This window comes from Rhodococcus sp. KB6 (assembly GCF_001445685.1).
Classification (GTDB): Bacteria; Actinomycetota; Actinomycetes; order Mycobacteriales; family Mycobacteriaceae; genus Rhodococcus_F; species Rhodococcus_F qingshengii.
In genome coordinates this window covers 52,534-78,076 of the sequence record NZ_LNAK01000134.1, presented here as the reverse complement: position 1 = coordinate 78,076, position 25,543 = coordinate 52,534, and the positions used below count along the sequence as shown (strand labels likewise).

The following is a 25,543-nucleotide window of genomic DNA, read 5'->3' as shown; positions in this document are numbered from 1 at the left end:
CACAGCAGTTTGCGCTTTTCAGCCCTTGTGGGACTTCACAGCTTCGGTGAGCTGCGGTGCGACGTTGAACAGGTCGCCCACGATGCCGAAGTCGGCGATCTCGAAGATGGGTGCCTCTTCGTCCTTGTTGACCGCGACGATGGTCTTGGACGTCTGCATGCCGGCACGGTGCTGGATGGCACCGGAAATGCCGAGCGCGATGTACAGCTGCGGCGAGACCGTCTTACCGGTCTGACCGACCTGGAACTGTCCGGGGTAGTAACCCGAGTCCACAGCGGCACGCGAAGCACCGACTGCAGCGCCGAGGGAGTCGGCCAACTCTTCGACGACGGAGAACTTGTCCGCGCTGCCGACACCACGTCCACCGGAGACGACAACCGACGCCTCGGTGAGCTCCGGGCGGTCGCCGCCGACGATGGGCTCACGCGAGGTGACCTTGACGGCACTCTCGTCCTGGGCTGGAACCTCGACGGTGATCTGCTCGCCTGCGCCGGCCTGCGGAGCAGCCTCGACTGCGCCCGGACGAACCGAGTAGACCGGAACGTCGCCGTTGGCCTTGGCCTCGACGGTGAACGCGCCACCGAAGATGGAGTGGACGCCGGTGCCGTCAGCCTTAATCTCGATGACGTCGGTCAGCAATCCGGAGCCCAGACGTGCGGCCAGACGACCGGCAACCTCTTTGCCCTCGGTGCCGGCTGCGGTGATGACTGCTGCCGGGCTGGTGGACTCGACCAGAGCGGCGAGAACGTCGACCTTGGGGGTGACGAGGTAGCCGTCGATGTCGTCGGACTCGGCGACGTAGATCTTCTCGGCGCCGGCTGCTGCCAGAGCGTCGGCGAGCTTTGCTGCGGTGCCCGCGGGGCCGGCGACAACTGCCGACGGCTCACCGAGTGCGCGTGCAGCGGTGATGAGTTCGGTGCTGACCTTCTTCAGCGCACCCTCTGCGTGCTCTACGAGCACAAGTACTTCTGCCATGACTTAACTCTCCCTGAGTTCTTCTGCTGGATGTCTAGAAGGGCGCGATCAGATGACCTTGTTGCTGACGAGGTACGCGGCAATCTTGGTGCCACCGTCTCCCTCGTCGACGATGCGCTCACCAGCGGTACGGGGGGGCTTGGGGGTGGAGGACGTCACGGTGGTGCCGGCGTTGGCAACTCCGACGGTCTCCGGGTCGACTCCGAGGTCGGCCAGCGTGTAGACGAGAACTTCCTTCTTCTTCGCGGCCATGATGCCCTTGAAGGACGGGAAGCGCGGCTCGTTGATCTTCTCGGTGACCGAGACGATCGCGGGCAGCGAAGCCTCGAGGCCGAAGACGCCCTCGTCGGTCTCGCGCTCACCGGTGATCTTGCCGTCGGCGACGACGACCTTGCGCAGCTGCGTGAGCTGCGGGATGCCCAGGTACTCGGCGATGATGGCCGGAACAGCGCCGACGCGGCCGTCGGTGGCCTCGTTGCCGGCGATGATCAGGTCGGCAGGCTCGTCGTTCTCGAAGGTGATCTGGCCGAGAGCAGCAGCGAGCGTCCATGCGGTCTGGATCGCGTCGGAGCCGTGCAGTGCCGGGTCGTTGATGTGGACGGCCTTGTCGGCGCCCATCGAGAGAGCCTTGCGGATAGCGTCGGTGGCGCGGTCGGGACCTGCGGACAGCACCGTTACCTCACCGCCCTGAGCTTCCTTGATGAGGAGTGCTTCTTCGACGGAGCGCTCGTTGATCTCGTCGAGGACTGCGTCGGCGGCTTCACGGTCAAGCGTGTAGTCGCCGTCGGTCAGCTTGCGCTCGGACCATGTGTCGGGGACCTGCTTGATCAAAACAACGATATTCGTCATGGGTCTTCGTCGACCTCCTGTGTGTAATTCACCTGATAAATCGTCTGTGGTGCTCGCGCAGTCCGAGCGTCCGAAAAGAGAGTCCGACAGGTCTCCCTACGGGCGAATTTCTCGGTTCACGTCGGCTGTGCGTTAGATTACCCCACGTTAAGTTACCGGTGGGTAACTTAACGTGGAACCTCGTCCACCATAACGGCACGAACAGGAATTGACAGCAGTGATCTGGACCACGGCGAACACGTTCTACTCGGATGGCACTAATCTCGCACGGGTGAGTGAAACGAGTGTCAGCAACCACGAGGACCCACCCCTGCCCTTGACGGGCGAACGAACCGTGCCAGGAATCCCCGAGGAGAACTACTGGTTCCGACGCCACGAAGTGGTGTACCGCGCACTTCTGGAGCGCTGCACGGACCGCCGAGTCCTCGAGGCCGGTTCCGGAGAAGGCTACGGCGCCAACATGATTGCGGACGTCGCAACAAAGGTTACCGGCCTCGACTACGACATCTCCGCGGTCGAGCACGTCCGTGCCCGCTACCCCCGCGTCGAGATGCTCCACGGCAACCTCGCCGAGCTTCCACTGGCGGACAACTCGGTTGACGTCGTCGTCAATTTCCAGGTGATCGAGCACCTGTGGGATCAGGGTCAGTTCCTGCGCGAATGCTTCCGAGTTCTCGCTCCCGGCGGTGAACTTCTCATCAGCACCCCCAACCGGATCACCTTCTCCCCCGGCCGCGACACGCCGCTCAACCCTTTCCACACTCGTGAGCTCAACGCCTCCGAAATGACCGAATTGCTCGAAGACGCCGGATTCCGCGTTCAGTTGATGACCGGCGTCCACCACGGTTCGCGCCTGAAGGAACTCGACGCCAAGCACGGCGGATCGTTCATCAATGCGCAGATCGACCGCGCGTTGGCCGGCGAGCCCTGGCCGGAAGATCTCACCCGCGACGTCGAGGGCATCACCGTCGACGACTTCAGCATCAGCGAACCCGACATCGACGACAGCCTCGACCTCGTCGCTATTGCCGTGAAGGAAACCGGCGAGTGAGTAACGCAACACCCGTCACCGAACCGGGGATGTTCGCCCTGGTTCTGCACTCCCATCTGCCGTGGCTCGCCAACCACGGCAGATGGCCAGTCGGCGAGGAATGGATCTACCAGTCCTGGGCTGCGTCGTACATTCCGCTCGCCGCCGCGCTACGACGCCTGGCCGACGAGGGCCGATCGCACCTGCTGACGCTGGGAATCACGCCCGTACTCGCGGCCCAGTTGGACGATCCCCACTGCCTCGCCGGGATGCATCACTGGCTCGGCAACTGGCAAATCCGCGCCCACGAGGCTGCCGGCATGCCGGACGCGGCGCACCGCGAACTCGGCGCGCGCGAACACCGGGCGTCAGCTGCCGCTCTCGCGGATTTCGAGACTCACTGGCAGCACGGCGCCTCACCGGTGTTCCGCGACCTCATCGATCGCGAGGCCTTCGAGCTTCTCGGCGGGCCGCTGGCCCACCCGTTCCAACCGCTGCTCGATCCTCGCTTGCGGGCGTTCTCCCTCCGCGAAGGTCTCGCCGACGCGCATGCCCGGTGGAATCACACTCCGACCGGGATCTGGGGACCTGAGTGCGGGTACACCCCGGGCATGGAGCGCGGGTACGCCGAAGCGGGCGTCACCCACTTCATGGTCGACGGCCCCGCCTTGCGCGGCGACACGTCCCTCGGCCGCCCGGTTCGAGAATCCGACGTGGTTGCATTCGGCCGCGACCTGCAGGTCAGCTACCGGGTCTGGTCCCCCAAGTCCGGATATCCGGGTCACGCCGCCTACCGCGACTTCCACACCTACGACCACGAGACGGGTCTCAAGCCGTCGCGAGTCACCGGACGGACCGTCGACTCCGCCGACAAGTTGCCGTACGACCCCGAACTCGCTGCGGCCGCCGTCGACAAGCATGTTGCCGACTTCGTCGAAACCGTTCGGGCGCGTCTGCGCAGTGAATCCACCCGCATCGGCCGCGACGCCCTCGTGGTCGCAGCTTTCGACACCGAACTGTTCGGGCACTGGTGGCACGAAGGTCCGCAGTGGCTCGAAAATCTCCTGCGCGCGCTTCCCGAGGCCGGAATTCGCGTCGGCACCCTCGCCGACGCCAAGGCATCGGGATACGTCGGCGAACCCGTTCAACTCGAGGATTCGTCCTGGGGATCGGGTAAGGACTGGCGTGTCTGGGCTGGCGATCAGGTGTCCGACCTGGTGCAACTGAACTCCGAAGTGGTGGAGACCGCGCTCGGCACCGTGGACAAGTCTCGCGGACGCGACAACGCACCCGGACGACCGGAACTGCGAAACCGGGTCAACGATCAGGTACTTCGCGAGACACTGATGACAGTTTCGAGCGATTGGGCATTCATGGTGAGCAAGGATTCGGCCGCGGGGTACGCCCGCGAACGCGCACACAAGCACGCCCACGCGACCAGGGAAATCTCCGAAGCGCTCGTTTCCGGCCGCGATGCCGTCGCCGAGCGACTCGCCGAAGGCTGGAATCGCGCCGACGGGTTGTTCCCGGGACTGGATGCTCGCCGTCTACCTGACACAGAACTGAGTCCGTCGTGAAAATTCTCATCGTCTCGTGGGAGTACCCACCGGTCGTCGTCGGCGGCCTCGGCCGACACGTCCACCATCTCGCCACCGAGTTGGCGGCTGCAGGCCACGAGGTCGTTGTTCTCTCGCGTCGCCCCTCCGGAACGGATGCGTCGACGCACCCGACGATCACGCACATTTCCGAGGGCGTCCTTGTCGTCGCAGTGGCCGAGGACCCCGCGCACTTCGTCTTCGGCGAGGACATGCTCGCGTGGACCCTCGCGATGGGTCACGCGATGGTCCGTGCCGGGATGGCGCTGCACAAGCCAGGAGTGGGCGAGGGCTGGCAGCCCGACGTCGTGCACGCGCACGACTGGCTGGTCGCACATCCGGCGATCGCCCTGGCCGAATTCTATGACGTCCCACTGGTTTCCACACTTCACGCCACCGAGGCGGGTCGCCACAGCGGCTGGATCTCCGGACGCATCAACCGCCAGGTCCACTCCGTCGAGTGGTGGCTGGCAAACGAATCCGACTCTCTCATAACTTGTTCGGCGTCCATGCAGGAAGAAGTGACCGAGCTCTACGGCCCGACGCTGCCGCCGATCACCGTCATCCGCAACGGAATCGACCTGACCACGTGGAACTTTCGCGAACGTGGACCGCGATCCGGACCGCCGAAACTCCTCTTCGTCGGCCGCCTGGAATACGAGAAGGGCGTGCAGGACGCCATCGCAGCACTCCCCCGAATCCGTCGTAGCCACCCCGGCACGACCCTCGCGATCGCGGGCGAAGGCACCCAGTTCACCTGGCTCTACCAACAGGCACGCACGCATCGCGTCGCGCGGGCGGTGGACTTTCTCGGCAACCTCGATCACACGGAACTGCTCAGCTGGCTGCACGGAGCGGACGCCATCGTCCTGCCGTCGCGCTACGAGCCGTTCGGGATCATCGCCCTCGAAGCGGCGGCGGCCGGCACTCCGCTGATCACGTCCACCGCAGGCGGACTGGGCGAAGCCGTCGTCGACGGGGTGACGGGGATGTCCTTCCAACCGGGCGACATCGCCGGGCTCACCTCGGCTGTCCGCGAGGTACTCGACGATCCCGCCGGGGCACAGGAACGGGCAGTGGCCGCCCGCGCACGCCTGACATCGGACTTCGACTGGCATCAGGTCGCCGAGGAGACTGCTCACGTCTACGCGGGCGCGAAGCGTCGGGTGCGGCAGCCGTTGGCACGGCCACAGATTCCCGAGCGGCCGCTCCCTGGTCGCTGACGCGCTGACCTCAGCGGGTCGGGAGGGGCGCGGTGAAACGAGAACTCGCATCCCCGAGCAGATGGCCTGGTGGCAGCATCCGGCCGCACAGCACGAGCAGGAGATCCTGCGCCGCCCCGTGAACCTCGGCGCCGGCACCGTACGTCCAGTCTCGGTCGTCGGCGCGCAACCGAGCGCCGTCGAGGTCAGTTCCGAAATACTTCACGGTTTTGGGCGAGAGTCCGCTGAGCACACGAGTGAGCCGGTCTTCGGGCACCACGTAATCGTCGCCGAGTGCCACGCGAATGTCCTGACCGTGGATCACGTCGTGCGAGAGCGCACCCTCGAAGCCGCCGCCTGGTGGCTTCCACGGGTGTGCAACGTTGTCGCGAAGCGAGGCAAGCAGTTGTCGCTCACCGACTTCCGACGCATCAGCGAGCGCTCGCCGGTTCGACATCTTGTTGAAGTTTCCGCGTGACTTGACCATTTCCACGACGAATCGCGGCGCCGAGTATCGGTAGGGCATGGTGATGTGCGCGATCACTTCGCGGACCCGCCACCCCTCGCACAGGGTCGGCGCGTTCCACTGCTCCGTGCTCAGGCCTTCGAGAAATCCCACCAGTTCGCGGCGCTGCGCCACGACCCATTCGGGTGTCTGTTCGCTCATGTCGGCACTCCTTTCACCGGCGCAGACTTTCGGCGCCGATACCGATACAGACCGGTGGCGGCGCCGAAAGTAATCGCTGGTTCTGCCAAAAAGTGAGCTACGACGTCGACGACGCGTCGGCAGCGTCCGCAGCAGCCTTCTTGCGTGCGATGTCCTCGAGCGCCGCGATGTACTTTGCACGATCGGCAGCGCCGGCTTCCCAATCGGACTTGCGGTTCTTGACCGCCTTCGCGGGCGAGCCGACCGCGATGCTGTAGTCCGGGATGTCGCCTTTGACGACGGCGTGCGCACCGAGGACACAACCGCGTCCGACGCGGGTATTTCGCAGCACGGTGACCTTCGCTGCCACCCAGGTGTCCGGGCCGATACGGACGGGGCCCTTGACGATGCCCTGGTCCTTGATCGGTGTGTTGATGTCGTCCATGCGGTGGTCGAAATCGCAGATGTAGCACCAGTCGGCTACGAGCGTCGACGCACCGATTTCGATGTCGAGGTACGTGTTGACGACGTTGTCCTTGCCGAAGACGACCTTGTCGCCGATGCGCAGCGAGCCTTCGTGGCAGCGGATCGCGTTGCCGTCACCGATGTGCACCCAGCGCCCGATCTCGAGGCGGGACAGGTCGGGGGTGGAATGGATTTCGACGTTCTTGCCGAGGAACACCATGCCGCGCAGGATCACGTGCGGGTTGGCCATCTTGAACTTGGCCAGACGGTAGTACCGCACCAGATACCAGGGTGTGTACGCCTTGTTCGCCAGAACCCATTTGAGGGAATCGACCGTCAAGAACTTGGCCTGATCGCTGTCGCCTCGGCGTGATCCCCGCCATCGAGTGCGCAACGGTGCGCCCCACATGCTCGTCATGAGTGTTCAGCCTACGTGGGGCCGACTCACCGACCCTCGGGGTGTGCCCCGTCACGTTGCCCCGGTCGGGATAGTCTCTGGTCCGGGCTTGTGCAGTTACCGAGGGCTCTTGATCAAGTGAAGGCAGGGAGATTGTGATGCGGCGGGTCCTACGGTCGTCCGTGATGGTGTCGACGGCGATCGCTGCGGCCCTGATCGCCGGTTGCGGCAGCGACGACGGACAGGTCGACCGGTACGCGTCGGCGGGTTGGCCGGCCATGCATGCCGACGCCCGCAACAGCGACACGAGCCCGGTCACCGGATCACGCGATGTCGAGTTCGCATGGTCACGCCCTCTCGGCGGTCCGGTTGCCGCGTACGCCTCGGTGGCCGCGAACGGCCAGAGCTTCGTCACCGCCCGCACCGAGAACGGCTGCAATCTCTTCTCGTTCCAGATGGATTCGGGTCGCAAGAAGTGGTGCGCTCGACTCAACGACGGAGTAGTCGCCTCGACGCCCATCGTCGACACTGCCACCAATGTCTACGTCGGCGAGAGCGGCGCGATGATGTCCTTCACCGAGACTGGTCAATTGCGTTGGCGCACGCTCGTTGTGGGCACTCCTCTCTCGTCACAGTTCACCGGCGACGGAAACCTGTTGTTCATCACCCAATTGGGTCAGATCAACGTGCTCGACCCGCAGACCGGCGCAAAAGTGGTTCCGTCGTTCGACCTGATCCCGCCGCCGTCGATCGACCAGGGCGCGAATGCAGAACTCATTCCCGACAACAAGGGTTTGAACGAGTGCTTCCTCGGCACGTCCGGCTGCCCGGTGGCCAATACCCCGGCAGTGGACCTGGGCACCGGCAAGTTCTACTTCACCTTCTACGGACCCAGTTCTCAGGCAGCCGATCTGGTCGCCATGAAGTACACGGGCGGCGACAATCCGTCCATCACCCGCGAGTGGTCCACCGACGCGCTTCCCGGTGGAACGGCGTCGAGCCCGGACCTGTCGAAGGACGGCAAGACCGTCTACGCCACCGACAACAACGGATCTCTCTGGGCAGTGAACGCCGAAACCGGTGACACCAGGTGGAGTTACGACATCGGCTTCAACTCGGCCGGTAGTGCCTCGACGTCCGACGACGGTTTGATCATTCCCGCCGGCGGCGACAAGGGCCACCTCCTTGCCGTGCGCGACGAGGGAGATCACGCCGAACTGGCCTGGGAACGTAAAGACCTTCTGCAACTGGGCGTTCCGGCGCAGACCGCCGGCAACACCGGATACACCGTCGTACGCGAGGGTGAGAACGGACTGAGCCTGATCACCTTCGACACCGAAACCGGTGAGACGGTGGATCAGGACACGTTGCCGGGAGCAGTCGGCTTCACCGTCGGCACCTCGATCGGCCCCAAGGGCGAAGTGTTGACGCCCAGCGCAATCGGTGAGCTGTTCGTCTTCAAGTGAGCTAGCGGGATGCCTCACAGATGAAGGCCGACGCCGATCGCCCGATCCGTACGATCACGACGCTCAGCGCAAGCGAGCCCTTGAGCTTGAGCCGTGGACGCAGCACTGCCGGGTCCACGTCGACTCCTCGCACCAGGATTTCGGCCACACCGCAGTCCCGCTTGGACAGTGTCTGTTTGAGCAGTTTCTCGGAGTACTTGATCTGCTCGAGGATCCGGAATCCGCGAACTCCCTCAGGGACGCTGTCACCGGTCAGATAAGCGATGCGTGGATCGAGCTGCCAGAGACCGTGTCTGGCCGCGTAGTGGCGCACGAGGCCCGCGCGCACTACCGCTCCGTCCGGGTCGATGATCCACTCCCCCGGCGCTTGCTCCGGAATCACGTCGTCCTCGGCGTCGGTGATCGCCCACCCGCTCCCGTCGGAGCGAAGCACCGAAGCTCGACGCGTGACGCCGGACTCGGCCAGCCCCGTCGACCACAGGCAGGCTTCCTTGACGCCGCCGTCGAGCGAGACGACCTCGACTTCCCCGTCCCAGCCCAGCTTGTCGAAATCGAGTCCCGGAGCGCACTTCACCGCGAGATCACGGCCGGAGTACGCCTCGATGAGGTCCGGCAACGGTGGCATCAACGCTGCCGGATCGTGAGTGCGGCGACCGCCCGATCGCCGTGCGGGGTCTGCCAGTACGACGGTGTCGCGTGTCGTCGGGCGGAGCGCGTCGGCCCGCAGCAACGCCGCGCTCGGCACATTGCGCTGTGCCATCGCCAGGCGAACGGAATCGATGTCGCTGCCGATCACGCGATGCGCAACTCCGGTCAAGGCATGCAGTTCGGCGCCGATGGAGCACGTCACGTCGTGGACGTCGCGCCCGATCAGACGCTGCGCGCGGTGGGCCGCGACAACGCCGGGAGTGGCTTGTTGCATCGCGTCGTCCGTGAACAACCACTGATCACTGCCGGGCAGTTTCGTAACGGCCTTGCGTCGAAGCAGGACGGTGTCCACGAGCGCAGGCATGTGATCACCGAAACGCGTACGCGTCCGGCCGATGTCGGCCAGACGCGTACGCGTGGACAGTTCGAGCTGATCCACCTCGGCCAAGGCAGCTACACCGGAATCACTTCCGAGATAGTCGACGTCGCCGAGGGTGAAGTCATAACCCAATTCAGTTGCCGGGCTTCACGCCGGTGATCATGACGTTGTAGAAGAATCCGCGAGGAACGACGTGGCGGAGCACCTTCTCGTCGACCCAGCTGAGCGTCTTCCAACCACCGAAAGCGAAACGCCCCCAGCCCCAACCGAGCTTCTCCGGCGGAACAGCCGCTTCGAAGGTACGGACCGGCCAGCCGAGAAGCGCCGCGGCGAATTCCTCGGTGGCAGCGTGGACCTGATCGGCGCCCGCAGACTTCGCCATGTTCTCGAGGTCGGTGGGGTCGAACGTGTGGATGTCGACGACAGCTTCGAGAGCTGCTGCACGAGAAGACTCGTCGAGTTCCTCTTGCGGACGACGCCAGTCTGCGAGGAACGGCAGCTTGGTCACGCGTGTGGTTGCTTCCCACGTCGCGCGGCCGAGCCAGCGGGCGTAGAAGTTGCCGACAGTGGTGGGCTCACCGGCGAAGACGAAACGTCCGCCGGGCTTGAGGACACGAAGGACCTCACGGAGCGACTTCTCGACGTCCGGAATGTGGTGCAGCACGGCGTGGCCGACCACCAGGTCGAAGGTGTTGTCCTCGTACGGAATGGTCTCGGCATCGGCAACACGGCCGTCGACCGGAAGGCCGAGGCTTTCGGCATTGCGCAGTGCGACCTTGACCATGCCGGGCGAGAGGTCGGTGACCGAACCGGTCTTGGCGACTCCACCCTGCATCAGGTTCAGGAGGAAGAATCCGGTGCCGCAACCGAGTTCGAGCGCGCGCTCGTACGGGAGCGGCTGATCGCCCGCGACGGCGTCGAAACGACCACGTGCGTAGTCGATGCAGCGCTCGTCGTACGAGATGGACCACTTGTCGTCGTAGGTTTCGGCTTCCCAGTCGTGGTAGAGCACCTGGGCGAGCTTGGTGTCCTTACGAGCGGCCTCGACCTCTTCGGCCGTGGCGTGCGGCCGCGGCGCGGGGTCGACTACCGAGGTGTCGGTAGCGGCGGGCGGCGTGACGGTTGCGTCGTCATTCGGGCTGGCTGTCATGGCGGCTATCCTACTCGCTGGTAAGAGATGAACAAGTTCTAGTTTAGGGGAGCCTACTCGCCCGTGAACTCGGCCTTGCCCGGACCGTTCGCGATGAACGACTCCATGCCGATCGCCTGATCCTTGGTCGCGAACAATCCGGCGAACAGATGCTGCTCGATCTTGAGCCCGGATTCCAGGTCGGTGTTCAGACCCTCGTCGATGGCTGCCTTGGCAGCAGCCAACGCACGTGACGCTCCCCCGACGAACTGCGAGGCCCATGTCCGGGCCGCGGTGTACACGTCGTCGGGAGCGACGACCTCGTCGACCAAACCGATGGCCAACGCCTCGTCAGCCCCGACGAAACGGCCGGTGAAGACCAGATCCTTGGCCTTGGCCGGACCGATCAGACGAGCCAGACGCTGCGTTCCGCCGCCACCGGGAATGATTCCGAGCAGAATCTCCGGAACTCCGAGCTTGGCGTTGTCTCCGACGATCCGGCGATCGGCCGAGAGTGCAACTTCGAGTCCACCACCGAGTGCGTATCCGGTGATCGCGGCAACGGTCGGCTTCGGGATGGACGCCACGGCGCCGAGCCCGGCCTGCATGCCACCGATCGCGTCACGGATCTGGCCGTAATCCATCTCGGCCATTTCCTTGACGTCGGCACCGGCTGCGAAGACTTTCTCGCCGCCGTAGACGATGACGGCCTTGACTGCCTTGTCGACGGTCGCAGCGTGTGCGGCAGCAGCCAACTCGTCCTGAACCTGACGGTTCAGAGCGTTCATGGGCGGACGCGCCAGACGGATGGTGCCGATGCCTTCGGAAACCTCGAGAGTCACAAATTCAGCCATGGTCGAGAGGTTACTTTGCCGCCTTGACCGACCACGGATGCGGCCCGGCGACGTAGTAACCGTCCTGGTTCGGGAACTCGACGCGCAGCGTTTCCTCGTCGGTGATCAACGTAGGCAGGATGACGGGAATCTCCGGCTCGGCTGCGAGTATCTCCGCCACCGAACTGAACTTGGCCAATTCGGTCAGCTGACTCCACGTCGGCGGCAACAGGATGCTGCCACCCTCCCGCCAATGCGCGAGCGCGTCCTGCGGGCTCTGCCAACGCACCTCGGCGGCCTCGGAGGTGACCCCGTCCGCGATCTGTCCGGTCGGTGACGCTGCGACGAAGAAGCGCGTGTCGTAGCGGCGGGTCTCGCCCACCGGCGTGATCCAGTTCGCCCACGGCCGCAGCAGATCCGTGCGCAGGACCAGGTTCTCCTTCTTCAGGAAATCGCTGAACGACAGCTCGTGCTTTTCGAGAGCTACTCGGTCCTGTGCATAGCCGGCCGTGTCCGCGACGACCGTGTCAGCCGTGGGGCCGGCCAGCAGGACACCGCACTCCTCGAAAGTTTCCCGCACCGCAGCCAAGACGAGAGCCTTCGCCCGAGCAACATCCGTGCTGAACCGCTCGGCCCACCACTCGACCGACGGTCCGGCCCACTCGACCTCGGCCGTCGCATCGGACTTGTCGACGCCGCCGCCGGGGAAGACCGTCATGCCCCCGGCAAACGCCATCCCCTGTACTCGTTGAAGCAGGAAGATCTCGATCCCGGATTCGGCATCGCGCACCAAGATGACGGTCGACGCATCCTTGGGCTCGGGGACAGCGTTTGTATTCTCGTTAGCCATGCTTCGCGAACCTACGCGATCTGTGATCTGGGACGCATTTCAGGTCCCACTGAAGCTCACGCGCGATGAGCTCCGGACGGTCTCGCGCGGCGCGCGAAGTATCGGCCGTCCGCCTTGTCGAGGCTGATGGACTGGCTGAATGCCGCGCTCAGATTTTCGGCGGTGATGACGTCGTCCAGAAGCCCCTGGGAGACGACCTCCCCTTCCTTGAGAAGGAGTGCGTGGGTGAATCCCGGCGGGATTTCCTCGACGTGATGGGTGATCAGGACGGTTGCCGGGGCGTCCGGATCGGCAGCCAGTTCGGCGAGTCTGGCCACAAGTTCCTCACGGCCACCGAGGTCGAGCCCGGCGGCGGGCTCGTCCAGGAGAAGAAGTTCGGGATCGGTCATCAAGGCTCGCGCGATGAGGACGCGCTTGCGCTCGCCTTCGGAAAGCGTCCCGTACGTCCGATCCGCCAGGTGCTCGGCGCCGAGGCTTTCGAGCATCTCCACAGCGCGCGAGGTGTCCATGGATTCGTACTCCTCGCGCCACCGACCGAGAACGGCGTAGCCCGCCGACACGACGAGGTCGCTGACCTTCTCGTCGCCGGGCACGCGGTTCGCCAACGACGACGAGGACAAACCGATTCGCGGGCGCAACTCGTTGACGTCGACCTTGCCGAGAACTTCGCCAAGGAGGTGGGCAGAACCACTGGTCGGGAAAGTCTCACCGGCCGCGATGCGCAGCAGCGAGGTCTTGCCGGCACCATTGGGTCCGAGCACCACCCATCGCTCGTCCAGCTCCACTTTCCAGGTGACGGGCCCCACGAGAGTGGACCCTCCCCGACGGATGAGTACGTTGTCGAAATCGATGAGCAGATCTGGATCAGGTAGCGGCACCCGAACATCTTCCCGCACATTCTCCGGCCGTTCACGGCAGGATCATCTTGCGTGTCGCCTCTCATCGAAACTCACACCCCGACGCCAGGGTCTCCGTTCCCACTCGGCGCCAACATCGTGGACTCCGGAACCCAGTTCGCGGTCCACGCCCCAGCTGCGTCGAGCGTCCACATCTGCCTGATCGACCAGGACGGAAACGAAGATCGCGTCGAACTTCGGCAACACACGTACGGAATCTGGCATGGAATCATCTCCGGGATCGGTGCGGGGCAGCGTTACGGAATTCGGGCGTCCGGCCCGTGGAATCCGCGCGCCGGGCTGAGACTTAATCCACACAAGCTGCTCGTCGATCCGTGGGCGCGCCGCATCGAGGGGGATCTCGGTGATCACCGTGCCCTCCTGTCGTACGCCGACGATCCCTTCGGCGACCCGTCGACGGTCGACTCGCTCGGCCACGTGCCGCTGTCCGTGGTGACTCCCGGCCTCGCGCCCGCCGGAGCCCGCCTCGAGACGCCGTGGGAGGAAAGCGTCATCTACGAACTGCATGTGGGCGCGTACACCGCCAGTCATCCAGGAGTACCCGCCGCCCACCGCGGAACGTACCTCGGCCTGACGGCACCGGCCGTGATCGATCACCTCGTCTCACTCGGCGTCACTGCCGTGGAACTGCTTCCCGTACAGGCATTTCTGACCGAACACAGCGTCCGCGAGCGAGGGATGCGCAACCACTGGGGATACTCGACGGCGTCGTACTTCGCCCCGCATCCCGGATACGCGGCAACTCCGGGCGGCGAAGTCACCGAGTTCCGGATCATGGTCGACGCACTACACGCGGCAGGCATCGAGGTCGTCCTCGACGTCGTCTACAACCACACCTGCGAGCAGAGTGTCGACGGAATCAGTGTCAGCTGGCGAGGTTTGGACGGCCCCGGCTATTACCTTCTCGACGGCGACGGCCGCGACATCGACCTGACCGGGTGCGGCAACACGGTCGACGCCTGCTCCCCCATCGCCGTCCGCATGATCACCGACAGCCTCCGTTACTGGGCCACCGAAATGGGTGTCGACGGCTTCCGATTCGATCTTGCGAGCGCGTTGGGTAGGCCGCGCGGCGGAGGCTTCGACCAGCGGGCGTCCATCCTGTCCGCCATCTCCTCCGATCCGGTACTGACTCGGTGCAAGCTCATCGCCGAACCGTGGGATGCCACTGCCGACGGTTACCAGGTCGGAAACTTCGGACTCCAGTGGTCCGAATGGAACGACAAGTACCGCAGCACCATTCGCCAGTTCTGGAACGGCGGATCCAGCGTCCGGAAGGTCGCGTCGCGCCTCGCCGGTTCCGAGGACATCTTTGCCGGCAGCCGCCGTCGCCCCTGGGCGTCGATCAACTTCGTCACAGCGCACGACGGGTTCACCGCCGCCGATCTCGTGGCATACAACCGCAAACACAACGAGGCCAACGGTGAAGACAATCGTGACGGCGCCGATCACAACGATTCGTTCAACCACGGAATCGAAGGCCCGAGCACCGATCCCGAGATTCAGGACGCCAGGGCACGTCACGTACGGGCGCTACTGGCCACACTCGTGCTGTCGACAGGTACCCCGATGATCACCGCCGGTGACGAGTTCGGCCACAGCCTCGGCGGGAACAACAACGCGTATTGTGTTCCAGCAGTTGCCTCCCCAGCCGAGTCGTGGGCACTGGACTGGACTACGGCCGATCAGTCGTTGATGCAGTTCGTCTCCCGAGCGTTCGGACTACGCCGAGCAGCACCGGCGTTGCGTCAGCCCGAATTCTTCGAAGGCAGAAGAAGACTGGAGCACCCGGACCTCGTCTGGTTCGACGCTGCCGGCGTCGAGTTCGACGACACCGCATGGTACGACGGGAGTCACCGAACGCTGCAGGCCTGGATCGACGGAGCCGACGTTCGGTCTCACACTCGAACCGGGCGCCCACTCGGTGACGACAGTTGGCTCCTGATCCTGCATTCCGGTGGACCGGTTCAGGTCACCGTCGGCACTCCGGAATGGTTCGACGGCACCTTGACTGCATCGTTCGATTCGGCGTCACCGACCGGCGAACCTGCCTCCACGGCCGAAGTTCCCGTCGGCACCGAGATTTCACTGACCGGACCCACGGTCTTGGCCTTACGTTCCGTGACACGTCCTCCGGTAACCGCTGCTGTCATGGAATCCGGCAGCAACTTGATCAGGAATTGAATGGTCGGCCCGATCCCGAAGGCGTACAACACGGTTCCGATGCCAACCGTTCCACCGAGGAGCCATCCGGTAGCGAGGACCGCGATCTCGATGCTGGTACGCACGAGCCTGACCGACAGACCTGTGCGAGCGACCAGTCCGGTCATCAATCCGTCGCGGGGGCCCGGCCCCATGCCCGCGCCGATGTAGAGAACGCTGGCCAGTCCGTTGAGGAGGATTCCCGCGACCATGATCACGGCTCGAACTGGCATGGAATCAAAGACGGGCAAGAAGGCCAGTGAGGTATCCACCGAGATGGCAATGACAACGACATTGGCGACCGTTCCGAATCCCGGCCGCTGACGGATCGGAATCCAGAGCAGCAGTACCACCGCACCGGTAATCGCAGTGATCACGCCGAAACTGAGCGAAACGTGCTCGGCCACACCCTGATGAAAAACGTCCCAGGGATCCAGACCAAGACCGGCTGTGATCATCATGGCCATCGAGAAGCCGTACAACCACAGACCAACGAACAGCGAGGCGAATCTCCGTATCAACACTCGACCATCTTGATGGCCACTGGACTGTTCATCCATAGCCAAGTTACCGATACTGGACTGGTCGGTTGCGTCTCTACGGAACCGCGATGACTGTCATGGAGCCTGGTGCCACTTCCGTGAAACCAGCGTCACGAACCGCGACGGCCTCCGACTTCTTCAGCCGAACTACTGCTTCGGCCCACTGTTCCGGGCTCGCGTCGCGCACCGAGCAGCGAAAGTCGTTCTGCGTCCAGGCCCAGCACTGTTTCTCGGACATGGCCGCCGCCAACAACATCGAGGCATGCCCGACCTGTGCCGAAGCCTTGCCAACCGTCATCTCGAGCGCCGAGTCGATCCACAGCACCGGAAGACCAGGCTCCGGCGGGCCAGGCTCGTCGTGCTCGAGATCGGTCCCACCGATCTGCAACTTCTTGATTCGCGGGTCCAGTTCTCCGACCGGCCCGGGAACCAGAGCCCGCGCCTGCGCGCCATCCACATCGACGGTGATTCCCGGTACCTCCTGCGCGGCGAGCCACTGCGCTCCTCGCGCTCGACGAGACACCTTCCGAATCCGGGCACCCACCCACGCCGAATAGTCCTCGTGCCAGGGGCCGGGTTCCCCGTCTTCGGTGAACCCGACGCGTTCGTCCAGACACAGCGCCACAGCCGCCGTTGCCGCAGCCTCGAGCAGTGCGGTGCGCTTGGGCGGGTCTGCCTTCGGAATGTGCAGAACGATCGGCATCGCCAACACCAGCGCCGGATCCGCGGGATCGTCTCGCCCTCCGTACCCAGCAGCCAGCACCGCGTGGCGCTCGCGCCAGCGCGAATCGGGGCCGGACATCACAGCTGGATCGGAACTGAATGCTGGATCGGAACTCATGGAATCGGTACGCGTCGCACGCCACCGTCGACGGCGTCCGCAGCCTCGACCTCGTCGCGGGTCACACCGAGAATGAACAGCACAGCGTCGAGGAAGGGATGCGACAACGCAGCATCTGCGACCTCCCGCAACGCAGGCTTGGCGTTGAACGCCACGCCCAGGCCCGCGGCGTTGAGCATGTCGATGTCGTTGGCACCGTCACCGACGGCGACGGTCTGTTCCATCGGCACACCGACCTGATCGGCGAACTTGCGCAGCGCAACGGCCTTCGCGGCGCGGTCGACGATTTCACCGATCACACGTCCGGTCAGCTTGCCGTCGACGATTTCGAGGGTGTTGGCGTGCACGAAGTCCAGTTCGAGTTCGTGTGCGAGGCCTTCGATGACCTGCCGGAAGCCACCCGACACCACGCCGCAGTGGAATCCGAGACGGCGCAGGGTGCGAATCGTGGTTCGCGCACCCGGCGTCAGTTCGATGCTCTCTGCCACCTCGTCGATGACGGAGGCGTCGAGACCGGCGAGTGTCGCCACACGCTGGTGCAGTGATTCGGTGAAGTCGATCTCGCCGCGCATCGCAGCTTCGGTGACGGCGCGGACCTCGTCCTCGACGCCGGCCTTCGCGGCCAGCATCTCGATGACCTCGCCCTGGACGAGCGTCGAGTCCACGTCGAACACGATCAGACGCTTGGCCCGTCGAGCGAGACCTGCGCGCTCGACCGCGATGTCGACGTTTTCGAGTGCGGCGACCTCGGCGAGTCCGGTGCGCAGCTTCGCGTCGCCGTCGGTCGTATCGGCCGCGCTGACGCTGAGTTCGAGGCCGGTGACCGGATAGTCGGCGACACCACGGATGGAATCGATGTTTGCGCCCTGCTTCGCGAGTTCGCGTGCAACCGATCGCATTGCGCGAGCATTGACCGGGCTACCGAGAACAACGACCGCGTGGGTGGACACCGCGGGCCGTCCGGGATCGGCACCGATTTCGATGTCGACGTTCATTCCGACCGTCGCCATCGCCTGTTCGAGTTCTTCCTGAAGCGCTTCGGGATCGTTCGGGCAGGCAACCATGACACCGAGTGTCAGTCGACCTCGAATCACCACCTGCTCCACGTCGAGTAGACGCACATCGTGCCGCGACAGCGCCGCGAACAGTACCGAGGTGACGCCAGGGCGGTCCGGCCCGGTCACAGTCACCAGAACAGTGGTGTCAGAGGCACCCACCGAAAACTCCGATCGTTTCTTCGTTCGCGTCTTGATCGTCACTATTGTGCCAAGCGAAAGGCCCCACCCGTTACTCGGGCGGGGCCTTCGCTGATTACTTCAGTGTGTTACTTCGCTCAGGAGCGGCTGTCGGTTCCAGGGTCGCCTTCGTCCCCGACCGTGAGCGGCTCGTGACGAGCATCTTCGAGCACGGTGCTGGCGTTCTTCCCGCCGTGGCCGGGGCCGACGTGCGCTTCCGCGCGCATCCGCTCCACCATGTGCGGGTAGTGCAGCTCGAACGCCGGACGCTCGCTACGGATGCGCGGCAACTCGGTGAAGTTGTGACGCGGCGGCGGGCAGGTGGTTGCCCACTCCAGCGAGTTTCCGTAACCCCACGGATCGTCGACGGTGACCACCTCGCCGTAGCGGTAGCTCTTGAAGACGTTCCAGATGAACGGAAGCGTCGAGGCACCGAGCACGAAGGCAAAGATCGTGGACACCGAGTTCAGCACCGTGAACCCGTCCGAGGGCAGGTAGTCGGCGTAACGACGCGGCATACCTTCGGCACCGAGCCAGTGCTGAACGAGGAACGTGCCGTGGAAACCGACGAACGTGGTCCAGAAGTGCCACTTGCCAAGACGCTCGTCCATCATGCGACCGGTCATCTTCGGGAACCAGAAGTAGATACCGGCATACGTGGCGAACACGACCGTGCCGAAGACCACGTAGTGGAAGTGGGCGACGACGAAGTAGCTGTCGGTGACGTGGAAGTCGAGCGGCGGGCTCGCGAGGATGACACCCGACAGACCACCGAAGAGGAAGGTGATCAGGAAGCCGATCGAGAACAGCATCGGCGATTCGAAGGTCAACTGCCCCTTCCACATCGTGCCGATCCAGTTGAAGATCTTCACACCTGTCGGCACGGCGATCAGGAACGTCATGAACGAGAAGTACGGCAGGAGAACAGCACCCGTCGCGTACATGTGGTGGGCCCACACTGCGATCGACAGAGCGGCGATGGCCAACGTTGCGTACACCAGGCCGCTGTAGCCGAAGATCGGCTTACGGCTGAAGACCGGGAAGATCTCCGAGACGATGCCGAAGAACGGCAGCGCGATGATGTACACCTCGGGGTGACCGAAGAACCAGAACAGGTGCTGCCACAGGAGCACACCGCCCGTTGCCGGGTCGAAGATGTGCCCACCGAGATGGCGGTCGACGAACAGGCCCATGAATGCAGCGGTCAGCAGCGGGAACGCCAGCAGGATCAGGATGCTGGTGATGAAGATGTTCCAGGTGAAGATCGGCATGCGGAACATGGTCATACCGGGTGCGCGCAGGCAAATCACGGTGGTGACCATGTTGACGCCACCGAGGATGGTGCCGAGGCCGGCGACAGCCAGACCCAAGACCCACAGGTCGGCGCCGACGCCGGGGCTGTGCAGCGCGCTGGTCAGCGGCGTGTATGCCGTCCAACCGAAGTCTGCTGCGCCACCGGGCGTGACGAATCCGGCCGTCGTGATGATCGCGCCGAACAGGTACAGCCAGTAGCTGAACGCGTTCAGACGCGGGAACGCGACGTCGGGTGCACCGATCTGGAGCGGAAGAATGTAGTTCGCGAAGCCGAAGACGATCGGGGTCGCGTACAGCAGCAGCATGATCGTGCCGTGCATGGTGAACAGCTGGTTGAACTGTTCGTTGGAAAGGAACTGCATGCCGGGTACAGCAAGTTCGGCACGCATCATCAGTGCCATGAGGCCACCGATGAGGAAGAAGGCGATGGAAGTCGCCAAGTACATGATTCCGAGCACCTTGGGATCGGTGGTCGTGATCATCTTGAAAATGAATGAGCCCTTGGGTCCCTGCCGCGGCGGGTAAGGCCTGGCCGGCGCTATCGTGGGGACTGGCTGGGGCGCTACGGCAGTCACTGATCCTCCTGAATGTGCCTTTGGTCGCTCCGCAGACTCCGTCAAAGAGCCCTTGGTTGCGCCCGCAGGGTCCGTCGCCCGGGCTGCGGACAACGGCTTCTGGCTTGCGCTCATCGAATCGTAGACCGTGACTCCGAGGCACCGCGACCCGGTCCTACTCTGCGTCGTACTCGAGCATCCGTTTTTGGGGGCACCAAACGAACGACCTGCGGTTTATGTTCCCTCGGGAGTCCGAACCCACATCCGAATCGGCGTGTCGTACCCGTCGAAGAATTCGGCCGGTGTCCGTTTTCGGCCATCTCCTCCACTGATAAGGTCACCCTCGCCTAACTCACCTCAGGAGTATTCAGTGAAATTCTTTCCCCGCCGCGCCGCGCTGGTAGCCGTCGCAGCCTCGATCGCCTTGGTCGTTCCAGCCTGCTCGAGTAACGACGAGCCCGCTGCAACCACCACCTCGACCGAGTCGGGCGCATTCCCCCGCACGATCGAACACTTCCGTGGAAGCACCGAAATCCCGGCAGCACCCCAGCGGATCGTCGCGCTCGACAACAGCTTCACCGACGCCGTCCTTCTCCTCGAATCCCCGCTCGTCGGCTACGTCGACTACCGCGAGCCCGGTCTGCCCGACTACCTCGGATCCTCGCGGGAGGAATTCGCCGCGGACGCCGTCTCGGTCGGCACGGTCAGCAGTGCAAGCCTCGAGAAGATCGCCGCACTGCAGCCGGACCTCATCATCTCCGCCGAGGTCCGCGACGGGAAGAACTACGAGCAGCTCTCCGCAATCGCGCCCACCGTCTTCACCCAGACGACCGGTCCGACGTGGAAGGACAACATCCGCGTAGTCGGTCAAGCGCTGGGCAAGGAATCGCTGGCCGAGGCGAAGATCACCGAATACGAAACACGCGCGGCTGCCGTCGGCAAGGAAATCAACGAGAAGGCGAACAACCCGGTCATCTCGGTAGTCCGGTTCGCCGGTGAACCGACCGCACGTCTCTACCGCACCACCTCGTTCAGCGGCATCGTTCTTCAGGACGCCGGATTGAAGCGCCCGGACAACCAGGGACCTGACCCCGCCGATGCCGGCAACATCATGATGAAGATCAGCCCCGAGCTGATCAACGAAGCCGACGCGGACGTCATCTTCATCAGCACCTGGCAGGACGCCGAGGGCAAGAGCGCCGAAGCCGCGAAGCCGTTCCTCGAGAGCCCGCTGTGGCAGACGCTTCGAGGACGCAAGGTCGACGTGGACGATTCACGTTGGATGTCGCCGGTCAGCATCCAGGGCGCCCACATGATCCTCGACGACCTCTCGGACACGTTCGAGGTGGACAAGCAGAACAGCTGAGTCGAACAGCTAACCTGAACGGCGCCCGCTCACACAGGAAGCCGTCGACTTGTCTGTTCTCTCACGCACGTCTGTTCTCTCACGCACGTCTGTTCTCTCACGCACGACCGCCTGCACGTCCGTTCGTCGTGTCTCGATCCTGGGGATCGCCGCCACGATGCTCGTCCTCGGTGGTTGCTCGTCCGACTCGTCGGACGATCCGGCGAGCACCATCGTCCGGACCACTACGTCGATCGCCGGTGCCGGCGTGATGGGCATCGAACGCGACACCGCCACCGCGTGCCCGACGCCGACGCAAGCCGACCCGGGAGCGGGCCCCGGGGTGAAGCGTCGAGTCGTACACACTGCGGGTGAAACCGAGGTTCCTTCCGATCCCCAACGGATCGTGGTCCTCGACAGTGTCTCGATGGACGCCGTGTGCGCCCTCGGTCTGTGGGAGCGGGTAGTGGGCGCCGCAACCGGTGTCGACTCGCCTCAACCGTCGTACCTGGGTTTCGGCATCTCGGAGATTCCGAGTGTCGGCCCCGTGAGCGCGCCTGACGTCAACGCAGTGAAGGCCGCCGCGCCGGACTTGATCCTCGGGTCCAGTCCGGCGTCCGACGGCTTGTACGGGCAACTCGACGCCATCGCCCCCACCGTGTTCGCGGGCTCGGATCCCGTGTACTGGAAAGCGCAGTTCGCCCTCGCCGGCCAGGCACTGGGCCGTTCGTCCGCGGCTGCGACGGAGCTGGACCGCTACCAGCAGGACGTCGTGCAGCTCGGCGACGCATTGAATGCATCGCAGACGCAGGCATCAGTGGTTCGGTTCGGTTCGAAGGACCTGCAGATCGAGGGCCCTGCATCCTTCGCCGGACAGATCCTCAGCGACGTCGGCGTCCGGCGCCCACCGGCGCAGCGATTGACCGATGCGACCACGGCACCGATTCCGGCCGACGATCTCAGCGCCGCCGAAGGGGACTTGATCTACGTCCTCTTCGACGGGCCGAACGGCCGTACCTACGGCACCGAGATCATGAAGAGCGACCAGTGGCAGGACCTCGCCGCTGCCACCGACCGACGTGTGTTCGTAGCGGAAGACGACATCTGGAACGGAAACGGGATGACTGCTGCCCGTGCCGTATTGGCGGACTTGAAGGGAACCTTGAACGGATATGCGAGCTGACCGGAACGAACCACAACTCCCACATTCGAGGCGGCTCGCCACAACTGTGACGGTCGGGTTCTGATCATGCCGATCCCGGAATTCATTGTCGCTTTGCGCGAGAAGGTCGGTCATGCGCCGCTCTGGCTGTCCGGAGTGAGCGTCGTGATCCGCGACGACGACGGTCGGGTCCTGCTCACCCGCCGCGCCGACAACGGTCAGTGGGCCGTCGTGTCCGGCGTTCTCGAGCCTGGGGAGGAACCGTCGGCGGCGGCGGTGCGCGAGGCGAAGGAAGAAACCGGCGTCGACGCCGAATTGGTTCGGATCACGAGTGTCGATGTCACAGAGCCCATTACGTACCCCAACGGCGACGTGACTCAGTACCTCGACGTGTGTTTCCTGGCCAGGTGGACCGGCGGAGATGCACACGTGGCGGACGACGAAAACCTCGAGGTCGCGTGGTTCGCGCCGAGCGGATTGCCTTCGGACATGACGGAAACCTCGCGTCTGCGCCTCGCAAAAGCATTGCTGGACAAGCCGGAAGCGTGGTTTCAGCGCTGACCCACTCGCCCATCGACGACCGAAGCCCGATTCCCGCGTGTGCAGGAGTCGGGCTTCGTTGGGTGCAGGGTCGCTCTAGAAATCCCAGTCGTCGTCTTCGGTGTTGACGGCTTTGCCGATGACGTAGGAGCTACCCGAGCCGGAGAAGAAGTCGTGATTCTCGTCCGCATTCGGTGAAAGTGCCGACAGGATAGCCGGATTGACGTCCGTCTCGTCCTTCGGGAAGAGGCCTTCGTAGCCGAGATTGTTGAGCGCCTTGTTGGCGTTGTAGCGCAGGAACTTCTTGACATCCTCGGTCAGACCGACGCCGTCGTAGAGGTCCTGGGTGTAGTCGACCTCGTTCTCGTAGAGCTCGAAGAGCAACTCGAACGTGTAGTTCTTGAGCTCTTCACGCTCGGCCTCGGTGAGCTGTTCGAGGCCCTTCTGGTACTTGTAGCCGATGTAGTACCCGTGCACGGCCTCGTCGCGGATGATGAGGCGGATGAGGTCTGCGGTGTTGGTGAGCTTGGCTCGCGAGGACCAGTACATCGGCAGGTAGAAGCCGGAGTAGAAGAGGAAGCTCTCGAGGAGCGTCGATGCGACCTTACGCTTGAGCGGCGACTCACCGTTGTAGTAGTCGAGAACGATCTGCGCCTTGCGCTGCAGGTTCGGGTTCTCCTCCGACCAGCGGAACGCGTCGTCGATGTCCGGGGTGGAGCACAGCGTCGAGAAGATAGAGCTGTAGCTCTTCGCGTGCACCGATTCCATGAAGGCGATGTTGGTGTACACCGCTTCTTCGTGGGGAGTGATCGCGTCCGGGATGAGGCTGACGGCGCCGACGGTTCCCTGGATGGTGTCGAGCAGCGTCAGGCCCGTGAAGACGCGCATGGTGAGCTGCTGCTCCTGCGCGGTCAGCGTTCCCCAGGACGGGATGTCGTTGGAGACCGGCACCTTTTCGGGCAGCCAGAAGTTGCTGACGAGGCGATCCCATACCTCGGCGTCCTTCTCGTCCTGGACGCGATTCCAGTTGATGGCGGAAACGCGACTGACCAGCTTGACCATAATTCCTACCTAGCGAGAGAGATACTGCCGAATGTTGGCTTGCCTGAACACTACCCGTTGTGTCGGGTCCGCGATGCCAACACAACAACATGTGTCGCACGCGCCCCTCCACGAGTACAAAAAATGTGATATCAATTAAATATCACTTACCGATGGAAAGCGAGTGTCGCATGACCAGCACACCCACCGTGGCCGAGAAACCGACCGGTGTCGCCACCACAACGATCGCCGAACGCCCAGGCTGGGACCTGTCCGGCAGCTGGATGCTCCTCGGCGGCGTCCTTCTCTTCCTGGCCGGAATCGCGCTGTCCGTCGTTGGCGGAGTTCTGGGACTCTTCGCCCTGATTCCGGTCGGAGTGGTGCTGTTCATCGCGTCACTCCCCCTCCTGATGGGCCTGACCTTGGTGCAACCGAATCAAGCCCGAGTTCTGCAACTTCTCGGAAGCTCGTACAGCGGCACCTTGCGCACGCCGGGACTGCGATGGACAAATCCGCTGACGGTCCGTCGATCGATCTCGACGCGCATCCGAAACCATGAGACCGGTCAGGCGAAAGTGAACGACGCCGACGGCAATCCCATCGAGATCTCGGCGGTGGTCGTCTGGCAGGTGGCCGACACAGCGCTCGCCTCGTTCCAGGTGGACGATTACGAGGAGTTCGTCTCCGTACAGACCGAGGCGGCCGTCCGCCATATCGCCGGTAGCTACCCGTACGACGCCGAAGGCCGAGTCTCGTTGCGCGAGAACGCCGATATCATCACCACCACCTTGTCGGAGGAGGTTCACGCCCGCGTGCGTGCGGCGGGTGTCGAAGTTATCGAGACACGCATCAACAGGCTCTCGTATGCACCGGAGATCGCCAGCGCGATGCTTCGGCGCCAGCAAGCGGGTGCTGTGATAGCCGCCCGCAAGCAAATCGTCGAAGGCGCGGTGTCCATGGTCGACATGGCACTCAAGCAGCTCGAGGAAAAGCACGTCGTCGAACTCGACGAGGAACGCAAGGCCACGATGATCAGTAACCTTCTGGTCGTGCTGTGCGGCGACCGCGACGCACAACCGGTGCTCAACACCGGTTCGCTCTACCAGTAAAGGAAAGGCCACATGGCCACGGATCCAGCTCCGCGATCCGAGCGTAAGAAGATCCTTCTTCGGTTGGACCCAGCGGTACACGACGCCCTCGCCCGCTGGGCCGCCGACGATCTCCGAAGTACCAACGCCCAGATCGAGTTTCTCCTTCGGCGCGCACTCACCGAGCACGGTCGAATGCCGAAGAACGCCGGCAAGATGCACGGTCCCGGCCGCCCGCCGGCCTGATACCCCTGTGCGCCTTTTCGGTAGTAACCACTACCGAAAAGGCGCACGGGGG

General features: G+C 64.0%; 23 protein-coding genes and 1 pseudogene. 10 read left to right on the top strand and 14 right to left on the bottom strand.

Annotated elements, in window-relative coordinates; all coding sequences use genetic code 11:
- Nucleotides 1-18: 18 nt before the first annotated feature.
- Entirely contained in the window at nt 19-975 is a 957-nt protein-coding gene (locus tag ASU23_RS20315) for an electron transfer flavoprotein subunit alpha/FixB family protein (RefSeq protein WP_003944698.1), read from the bottom strand.
- 48 nt (nt 976-1,023) lie between these two features.
- A complete protein-coding gene (locus ASU23_RS20310) occupies nt 1,024-1,824 on the bottom strand; it encodes an electron transfer flavoprotein subunit beta/FixA family protein (protein WP_003944754.1) in 801 nt (266 codons plus the stop codon).
- Between the two features lie 271 nt (nt 1,825-2,095).
- Here ASU23_RS20310 and ASU23_RS20305 point away from each other — a divergent pair, with 271 nt between their 5' ends.
- From ASU23_RS20305 to ASU23_RS20295, 3 genes are read left to right on the top strand one after another with little or no spacing between them, the layout of a single operon-like run.
- Entirely contained in the window at nt 2,096-2,875 is a 780-nt protein-coding gene (locus ASU23_RS20305) for a bifunctional 2-polyprenyl-6-hydroxyphenol methylase/3-demethylubiquinol 3-O-methyltransferase UbiG (protein ID WP_058038837.1), read from the top strand.
- A gap of 29 nt (nt 2,876-2,904) precedes the next feature.
- Nucleotides 2,905-4,431 (top strand): glycoside hydrolase family 57 protein, encoded by a 1,527-nt coding sequence (locus tag ASU23_RS20300; protein ID WP_058038836.1) that lies wholly within the window; start codon nt 2,905-2,907, stop codon nt 4,429-4,431.
- Nucleotides 4,428-5,672, top strand: coding sequence for a glycosyltransferase family 4 protein (locus tag ASU23_RS20295; RefSeq protein ID WP_058038602.1), 1,245 nt, complete (start codon nt 4,428-4,430; stop codon nt 5,670-5,672). Before ASU23_RS20300 ends, ASU23_RS20295 begins: the two co-directional genes overlap by 4 nt.
- 10 nt (nt 5,673-5,682) lie before the next feature.
- Here ASU23_RS20295 and ASU23_RS20290 read toward each other — a convergent pair whose 3' ends face one another.
- Both ASU23_RS20290 and ASU23_RS20285 read right to left on the bottom strand, forming a co-directional pair.
- Nucleotides 5,683-6,318, bottom strand: a complete 636-nt coding sequence (locus ASU23_RS20290) for a maleylpyruvate isomerase family mycothiol-dependent enzyme (protein ID WP_042451128.1) — start codon at nt 6,316-6,318, stop codon at nt 5,683-5,685.
- A gap of 97 nt (nt 6,319-6,415) precedes the next feature.
- Entirely contained in the window at nt 6,416-7,180 is a 765-nt protein-coding gene (locus ASU23_RS20285; RefSeq protein WP_003944741.1) for an acyltransferase, read from the bottom strand.
- Nucleotides 7,181-7,317: 137 nt separating this feature from the next.
- Between ASU23_RS20285 and ASU23_RS20280 the strand changes: the two genes are divergently transcribed.
- The gene (locus tag ASU23_RS20280; RefSeq protein WP_058038601.1) at nt 7,318-8,625 is read left to right on the top strand and encodes a PQQ-binding-like beta-propeller repeat protein; all 1,308 of its coding nucleotides are present in this window, start codon (nt 7,318-7,320) and stop codon (nt 8,623-8,625) included.
- A gap of 1 nt (nt 8,626) precedes the next feature.
- Here the strand turns inward: ASU23_RS20280 and ASU23_RS20275 are convergent, their stop codons facing one another.
- From ASU23_RS20275 to ASU23_RS20255, 5 genes are read right to left on the bottom strand one after another with little or no spacing between them, the layout of a single operon-like run.
- Nucleotides 8,627-9,784 (bottom strand): hypothetical protein, encoded by a 1,158-nt coding sequence (locus tag ASU23_RS20275; protein WP_058038600.1) that lies wholly within the window; start codon nt 9,782-9,784, stop codon nt 8,627-8,629.
- A 1-nt stretch (nt 9,785) separates the two neighbouring features.
- Nucleotides 9,786-10,802, bottom strand: coding sequence for a class I SAM-dependent methyltransferase (locus ASU23_RS20270; RefSeq protein ID WP_003944733.1), 1,017 nt, complete (start codon nt 10,800-10,802; stop codon nt 9,786-9,788).
- A gap of 53 nt (nt 10,803-10,855) precedes the next feature.
- Nucleotides 10,856-11,635: an enoyl-CoA hydratase/isomerase family protein gene (locus ASU23_RS20265; RefSeq protein ID WP_003944701.1), complete on the bottom strand. Its 780-nt coding sequence runs from the start codon at nt 11,633-11,635 to the stop codon at nt 10,856-10,858.
- A gap of 10 nt (nt 11,636-11,645) precedes the next feature.
- Nucleotides 11,646-12,464, bottom strand: a complete 819-nt coding sequence (locus tag ASU23_RS20260; protein WP_029255094.1) for an NUDIX domain-containing protein — start codon at nt 12,462-12,464, stop codon at nt 11,646-11,648.
- A gap of 56 nt (nt 12,465-12,520) precedes the next feature.
- On the bottom strand, nt 12,521-13,342 hold the full coding sequence (locus ASU23_RS20255; protein ID WP_003944728.1) for an ABC transporter ATP-binding protein: 822 nt from the start codon (nt 13,340-13,342) through the stop codon (nt 12,521-12,523).
- Between the two features lie 51 nt (nt 13,343-13,393).
- On the opposite strand from ASU23_RS20255, the pseudogene glgX reads away from it, so the two are divergent.
- Nucleotides 13,394-15,436, top strand: a pseudogene (gene glgX / locus ASU23_RS20250) (glycogen debranching protein GlgX); the annotation flags it as partial.
- Here the strand turns inward: glgX and ASU23_RS34300 are convergent.
- The 4 genes from ASU23_RS34300 to ctaD form a co-directional block, all read right to left on the bottom strand.
- Complete coding sequence (locus ASU23_RS34300) at nt 15,349-16,143, bottom strand: YitT family protein (protein ID WP_306673537.1); 795 nt, start codon at nt 16,141-16,143, stop codon at nt 15,349-15,351. The pseudogene glgX and the gene ASU23_RS34300 overlap by 88 nt on opposite strands.
- 37 nt (nt 16,144-16,180) lie before the next feature.
- Nucleotides 16,181-16,966 (bottom strand): peptidyl-tRNA hydrolase, encoded by a 786-nt coding sequence (locus ASU23_RS20240; protein ID WP_082661439.1) that lies wholly within the window; start codon nt 16,964-16,966, stop codon nt 16,181-16,183.
- Nucleotides 16,963-18,183: a phosphoserine phosphatase SerB gene (serB, locus tag ASU23_RS20235; protein ID WP_042926136.1), complete on the bottom strand. Its 1,221-nt coding sequence runs from the start codon at nt 18,181-18,183 to the stop codon at nt 16,963-16,965. Before serB ends, ASU23_RS20240 begins: the two co-directional genes overlap by 4 nt.
- A 116-nt stretch (nt 18,184-18,299) precedes the next feature.
- Nucleotides 18,300-20,090: a cytochrome c oxidase subunit I gene (gene ctaD / locus ASU23_RS20230; RefSeq protein WP_020907234.1), complete on the bottom strand. Its 1,791-nt coding sequence runs from the start codon at nt 20,088-20,090 to the stop codon at nt 18,300-18,302.
- Nucleotides 20,091-20,439: 349 nt separating this feature from the next.
- Here ctaD and ASU23_RS20225 point away from each other — a divergent pair, with 349 nt between their 5' ends.
- The 3 genes from ASU23_RS20225 (at nt 20,440) to ASU23_RS20215 (ending at nt 23,137) form a co-directional block, all read left to right on the top strand.
- On the top strand, nt 20,440-21,435 hold the full coding sequence (locus ASU23_RS20225; RefSeq protein ID WP_058038598.1) for an ABC transporter substrate-binding protein: 996 nt from the start codon (nt 20,440-20,442) through the stop codon (nt 21,433-21,435).
- A 157-nt stretch (nt 21,436-21,592) separates the two neighbouring features.
- On the top strand, nt 21,593-22,597 hold the full coding sequence (locus ASU23_RS20220) for an iron-siderophore ABC transporter substrate-binding protein (protein WP_231783550.1): 1,005 nt from the start codon (nt 21,593-21,595) through the stop codon (nt 22,595-22,597).
- Nucleotides 22,598-22,663: 66 nt separating this feature from the next.
- Nucleotides 22,664-23,137, top strand: a complete 474-nt coding sequence (locus tag ASU23_RS20215; RefSeq protein ID WP_058038596.1) for an NUDIX domain-containing protein — start codon at nt 22,664-22,666, stop codon at nt 23,135-23,137.
- A 75-nt stretch (nt 23,138-23,212) separates the two neighbouring features.
- Here the strand turns inward: ASU23_RS20215 and nrdF are convergent, their stop codons facing one another.
- Nucleotides 23,213-24,178, bottom strand: coding sequence for a class 1b ribonucleoside-diphosphate reductase subunit beta (nrdF, locus tag ASU23_RS20210; protein ID WP_003944744.1), 966 nt, complete (start codon nt 24,176-24,178; stop codon nt 23,213-23,215).
- A 170-nt stretch (nt 24,179-24,348) separates the two neighbouring features.
- On the opposite strand from nrdF, the gene ASU23_RS20205 reads away from it, so the two are divergent.
- Nucleotides 24,349-25,266: an SPFH domain-containing protein gene (locus tag ASU23_RS20205; protein ID WP_003944699.1), complete on the top strand. Its 918-nt coding sequence runs from the start codon at nt 24,349-24,351 to the stop codon at nt 25,264-25,266.
- 12 nt (nt 25,267-25,278) lie between these two features.
- The gene (locus tag ASU23_RS20200) at nt 25,279-25,491 is read left to right on the top strand and encodes a hypothetical protein (protein WP_003944723.1); all 213 of its coding nucleotides are present in this window, start codon (nt 25,279-25,281) and stop codon (nt 25,489-25,491) included.
- The last annotated feature ends 52 nt before the right edge of the window (nt 25,492-25,543 follow it).

What these genes read in the sequence shown, in the direction of transcription:
- ASU23_RS20315 (WP_003944698.1), bottom strand. Translation starts at nt 975, where the DNA reads ATGGCAGAAGTACTTGTGCTCGTAGAGCACGCAGAGGGTGCGCTGAAG.
- ASU23_RS20310 (WP_003944754.1), bottom strand. Translation starts at nt 1,824, where the DNA reads ATGACGAATATCGTTGTTTTGATCAAGCAGGTCCCCGACACATGGTCC.
- ASU23_RS20300 (WP_058038836.1), top strand. Translation starts at nt 2,905, where the DNA reads ATGTTCGCCCTGGTTCTGCACTCCCATCTGCCGTGGCTCGCCAACCAC.
- ASU23_RS20290 (WP_042451128.1), bottom strand. Translation starts at nt 6,318, where the DNA reads ATGAGCGAACAGACACCCGAATGGGTCGTGGCGCAGCGCCGCGAACTG.
- ASU23_RS20285 (WP_003944741.1), bottom strand. Translation starts at nt 7,180, where the DNA reads ATGACGAGCATGTGGGGCGCACCGTTGCGCACTCGATGGCGGGGATCA.
- ASU23_RS20280 (WP_058038601.1), top strand. Translation starts at nt 7,318, where the DNA reads ATGCGGCGGGTCCTACGGTCGTCCGTGATGGTGTCGACGGCGATCGCT.
- ASU23_RS20270 (WP_003944733.1), bottom strand. Translation starts at nt 10,802, where the DNA reads ATGACAGCCAGCCCGAATGACGACGCAACCGTCACGCCGCCCGCCGCT.
- ASU23_RS20265 (WP_003944701.1), bottom strand. Translation starts at nt 11,635, where the DNA reads ATGGCTGAATTTGTGACTCTCGAGGTTTCCGAAGGCATCGGCACCATC.
- ASU23_RS20260 (WP_029255094.1), bottom strand. Translation starts at nt 12,464, where the DNA reads ATGGCTAACGAGAATACAAACGCTGTCCCCGAGCCCAAGGATGCGTCG.
- ASU23_RS34300 (WP_306673537.1), bottom strand. Translation starts at nt 16,143, where the DNA reads ATGGATGAACAGTCCAGTGGCCATCAAGATGGTCGAGTGTTGATACGG.
- ASU23_RS20240 (WP_082661439.1), bottom strand. Translation starts at nt 16,966, where the DNA reads ATGAGTTCCGATCCAGCATTCAGTTCCGATCCAGCTGTGATGTCCGGC.
- ASU23_RS20220 (WP_231783550.1), top strand. Translation starts at nt 21,593, where the DNA reads ATGCTCGTCCTCGGTGGTTGCTCGTCCGACTCGTCGGACGATCCGGCG.
- ASU23_RS20215 (WP_058038596.1), top strand. Translation starts at nt 22,664, where the DNA reads ATGCCGATCCCGGAATTCATTGTCGCTTTGCGCGAGAAGGTCGGTCAT.
- nrdF (WP_003944744.1), bottom strand. Translation starts at nt 24,178, where the DNA reads ATGGTCAAGCTGGTCAGTCGCGTTTCCGCCATCAACTGGAATCGCGTC.
- ASU23_RS20205 (WP_003944699.1), top strand. Translation starts at nt 24,349, where the DNA reads ATGACCAGCACACCCACCGTGGCCGAGAAACCGACCGGTGTCGCCACC.
- ASU23_RS20200 (WP_003944723.1), top strand. Translation starts at nt 25,279, where the DNA reads ATGGCCACGGATCCAGCTCCGCGATCCGAGCGTAAGAAGATCCTTCTT.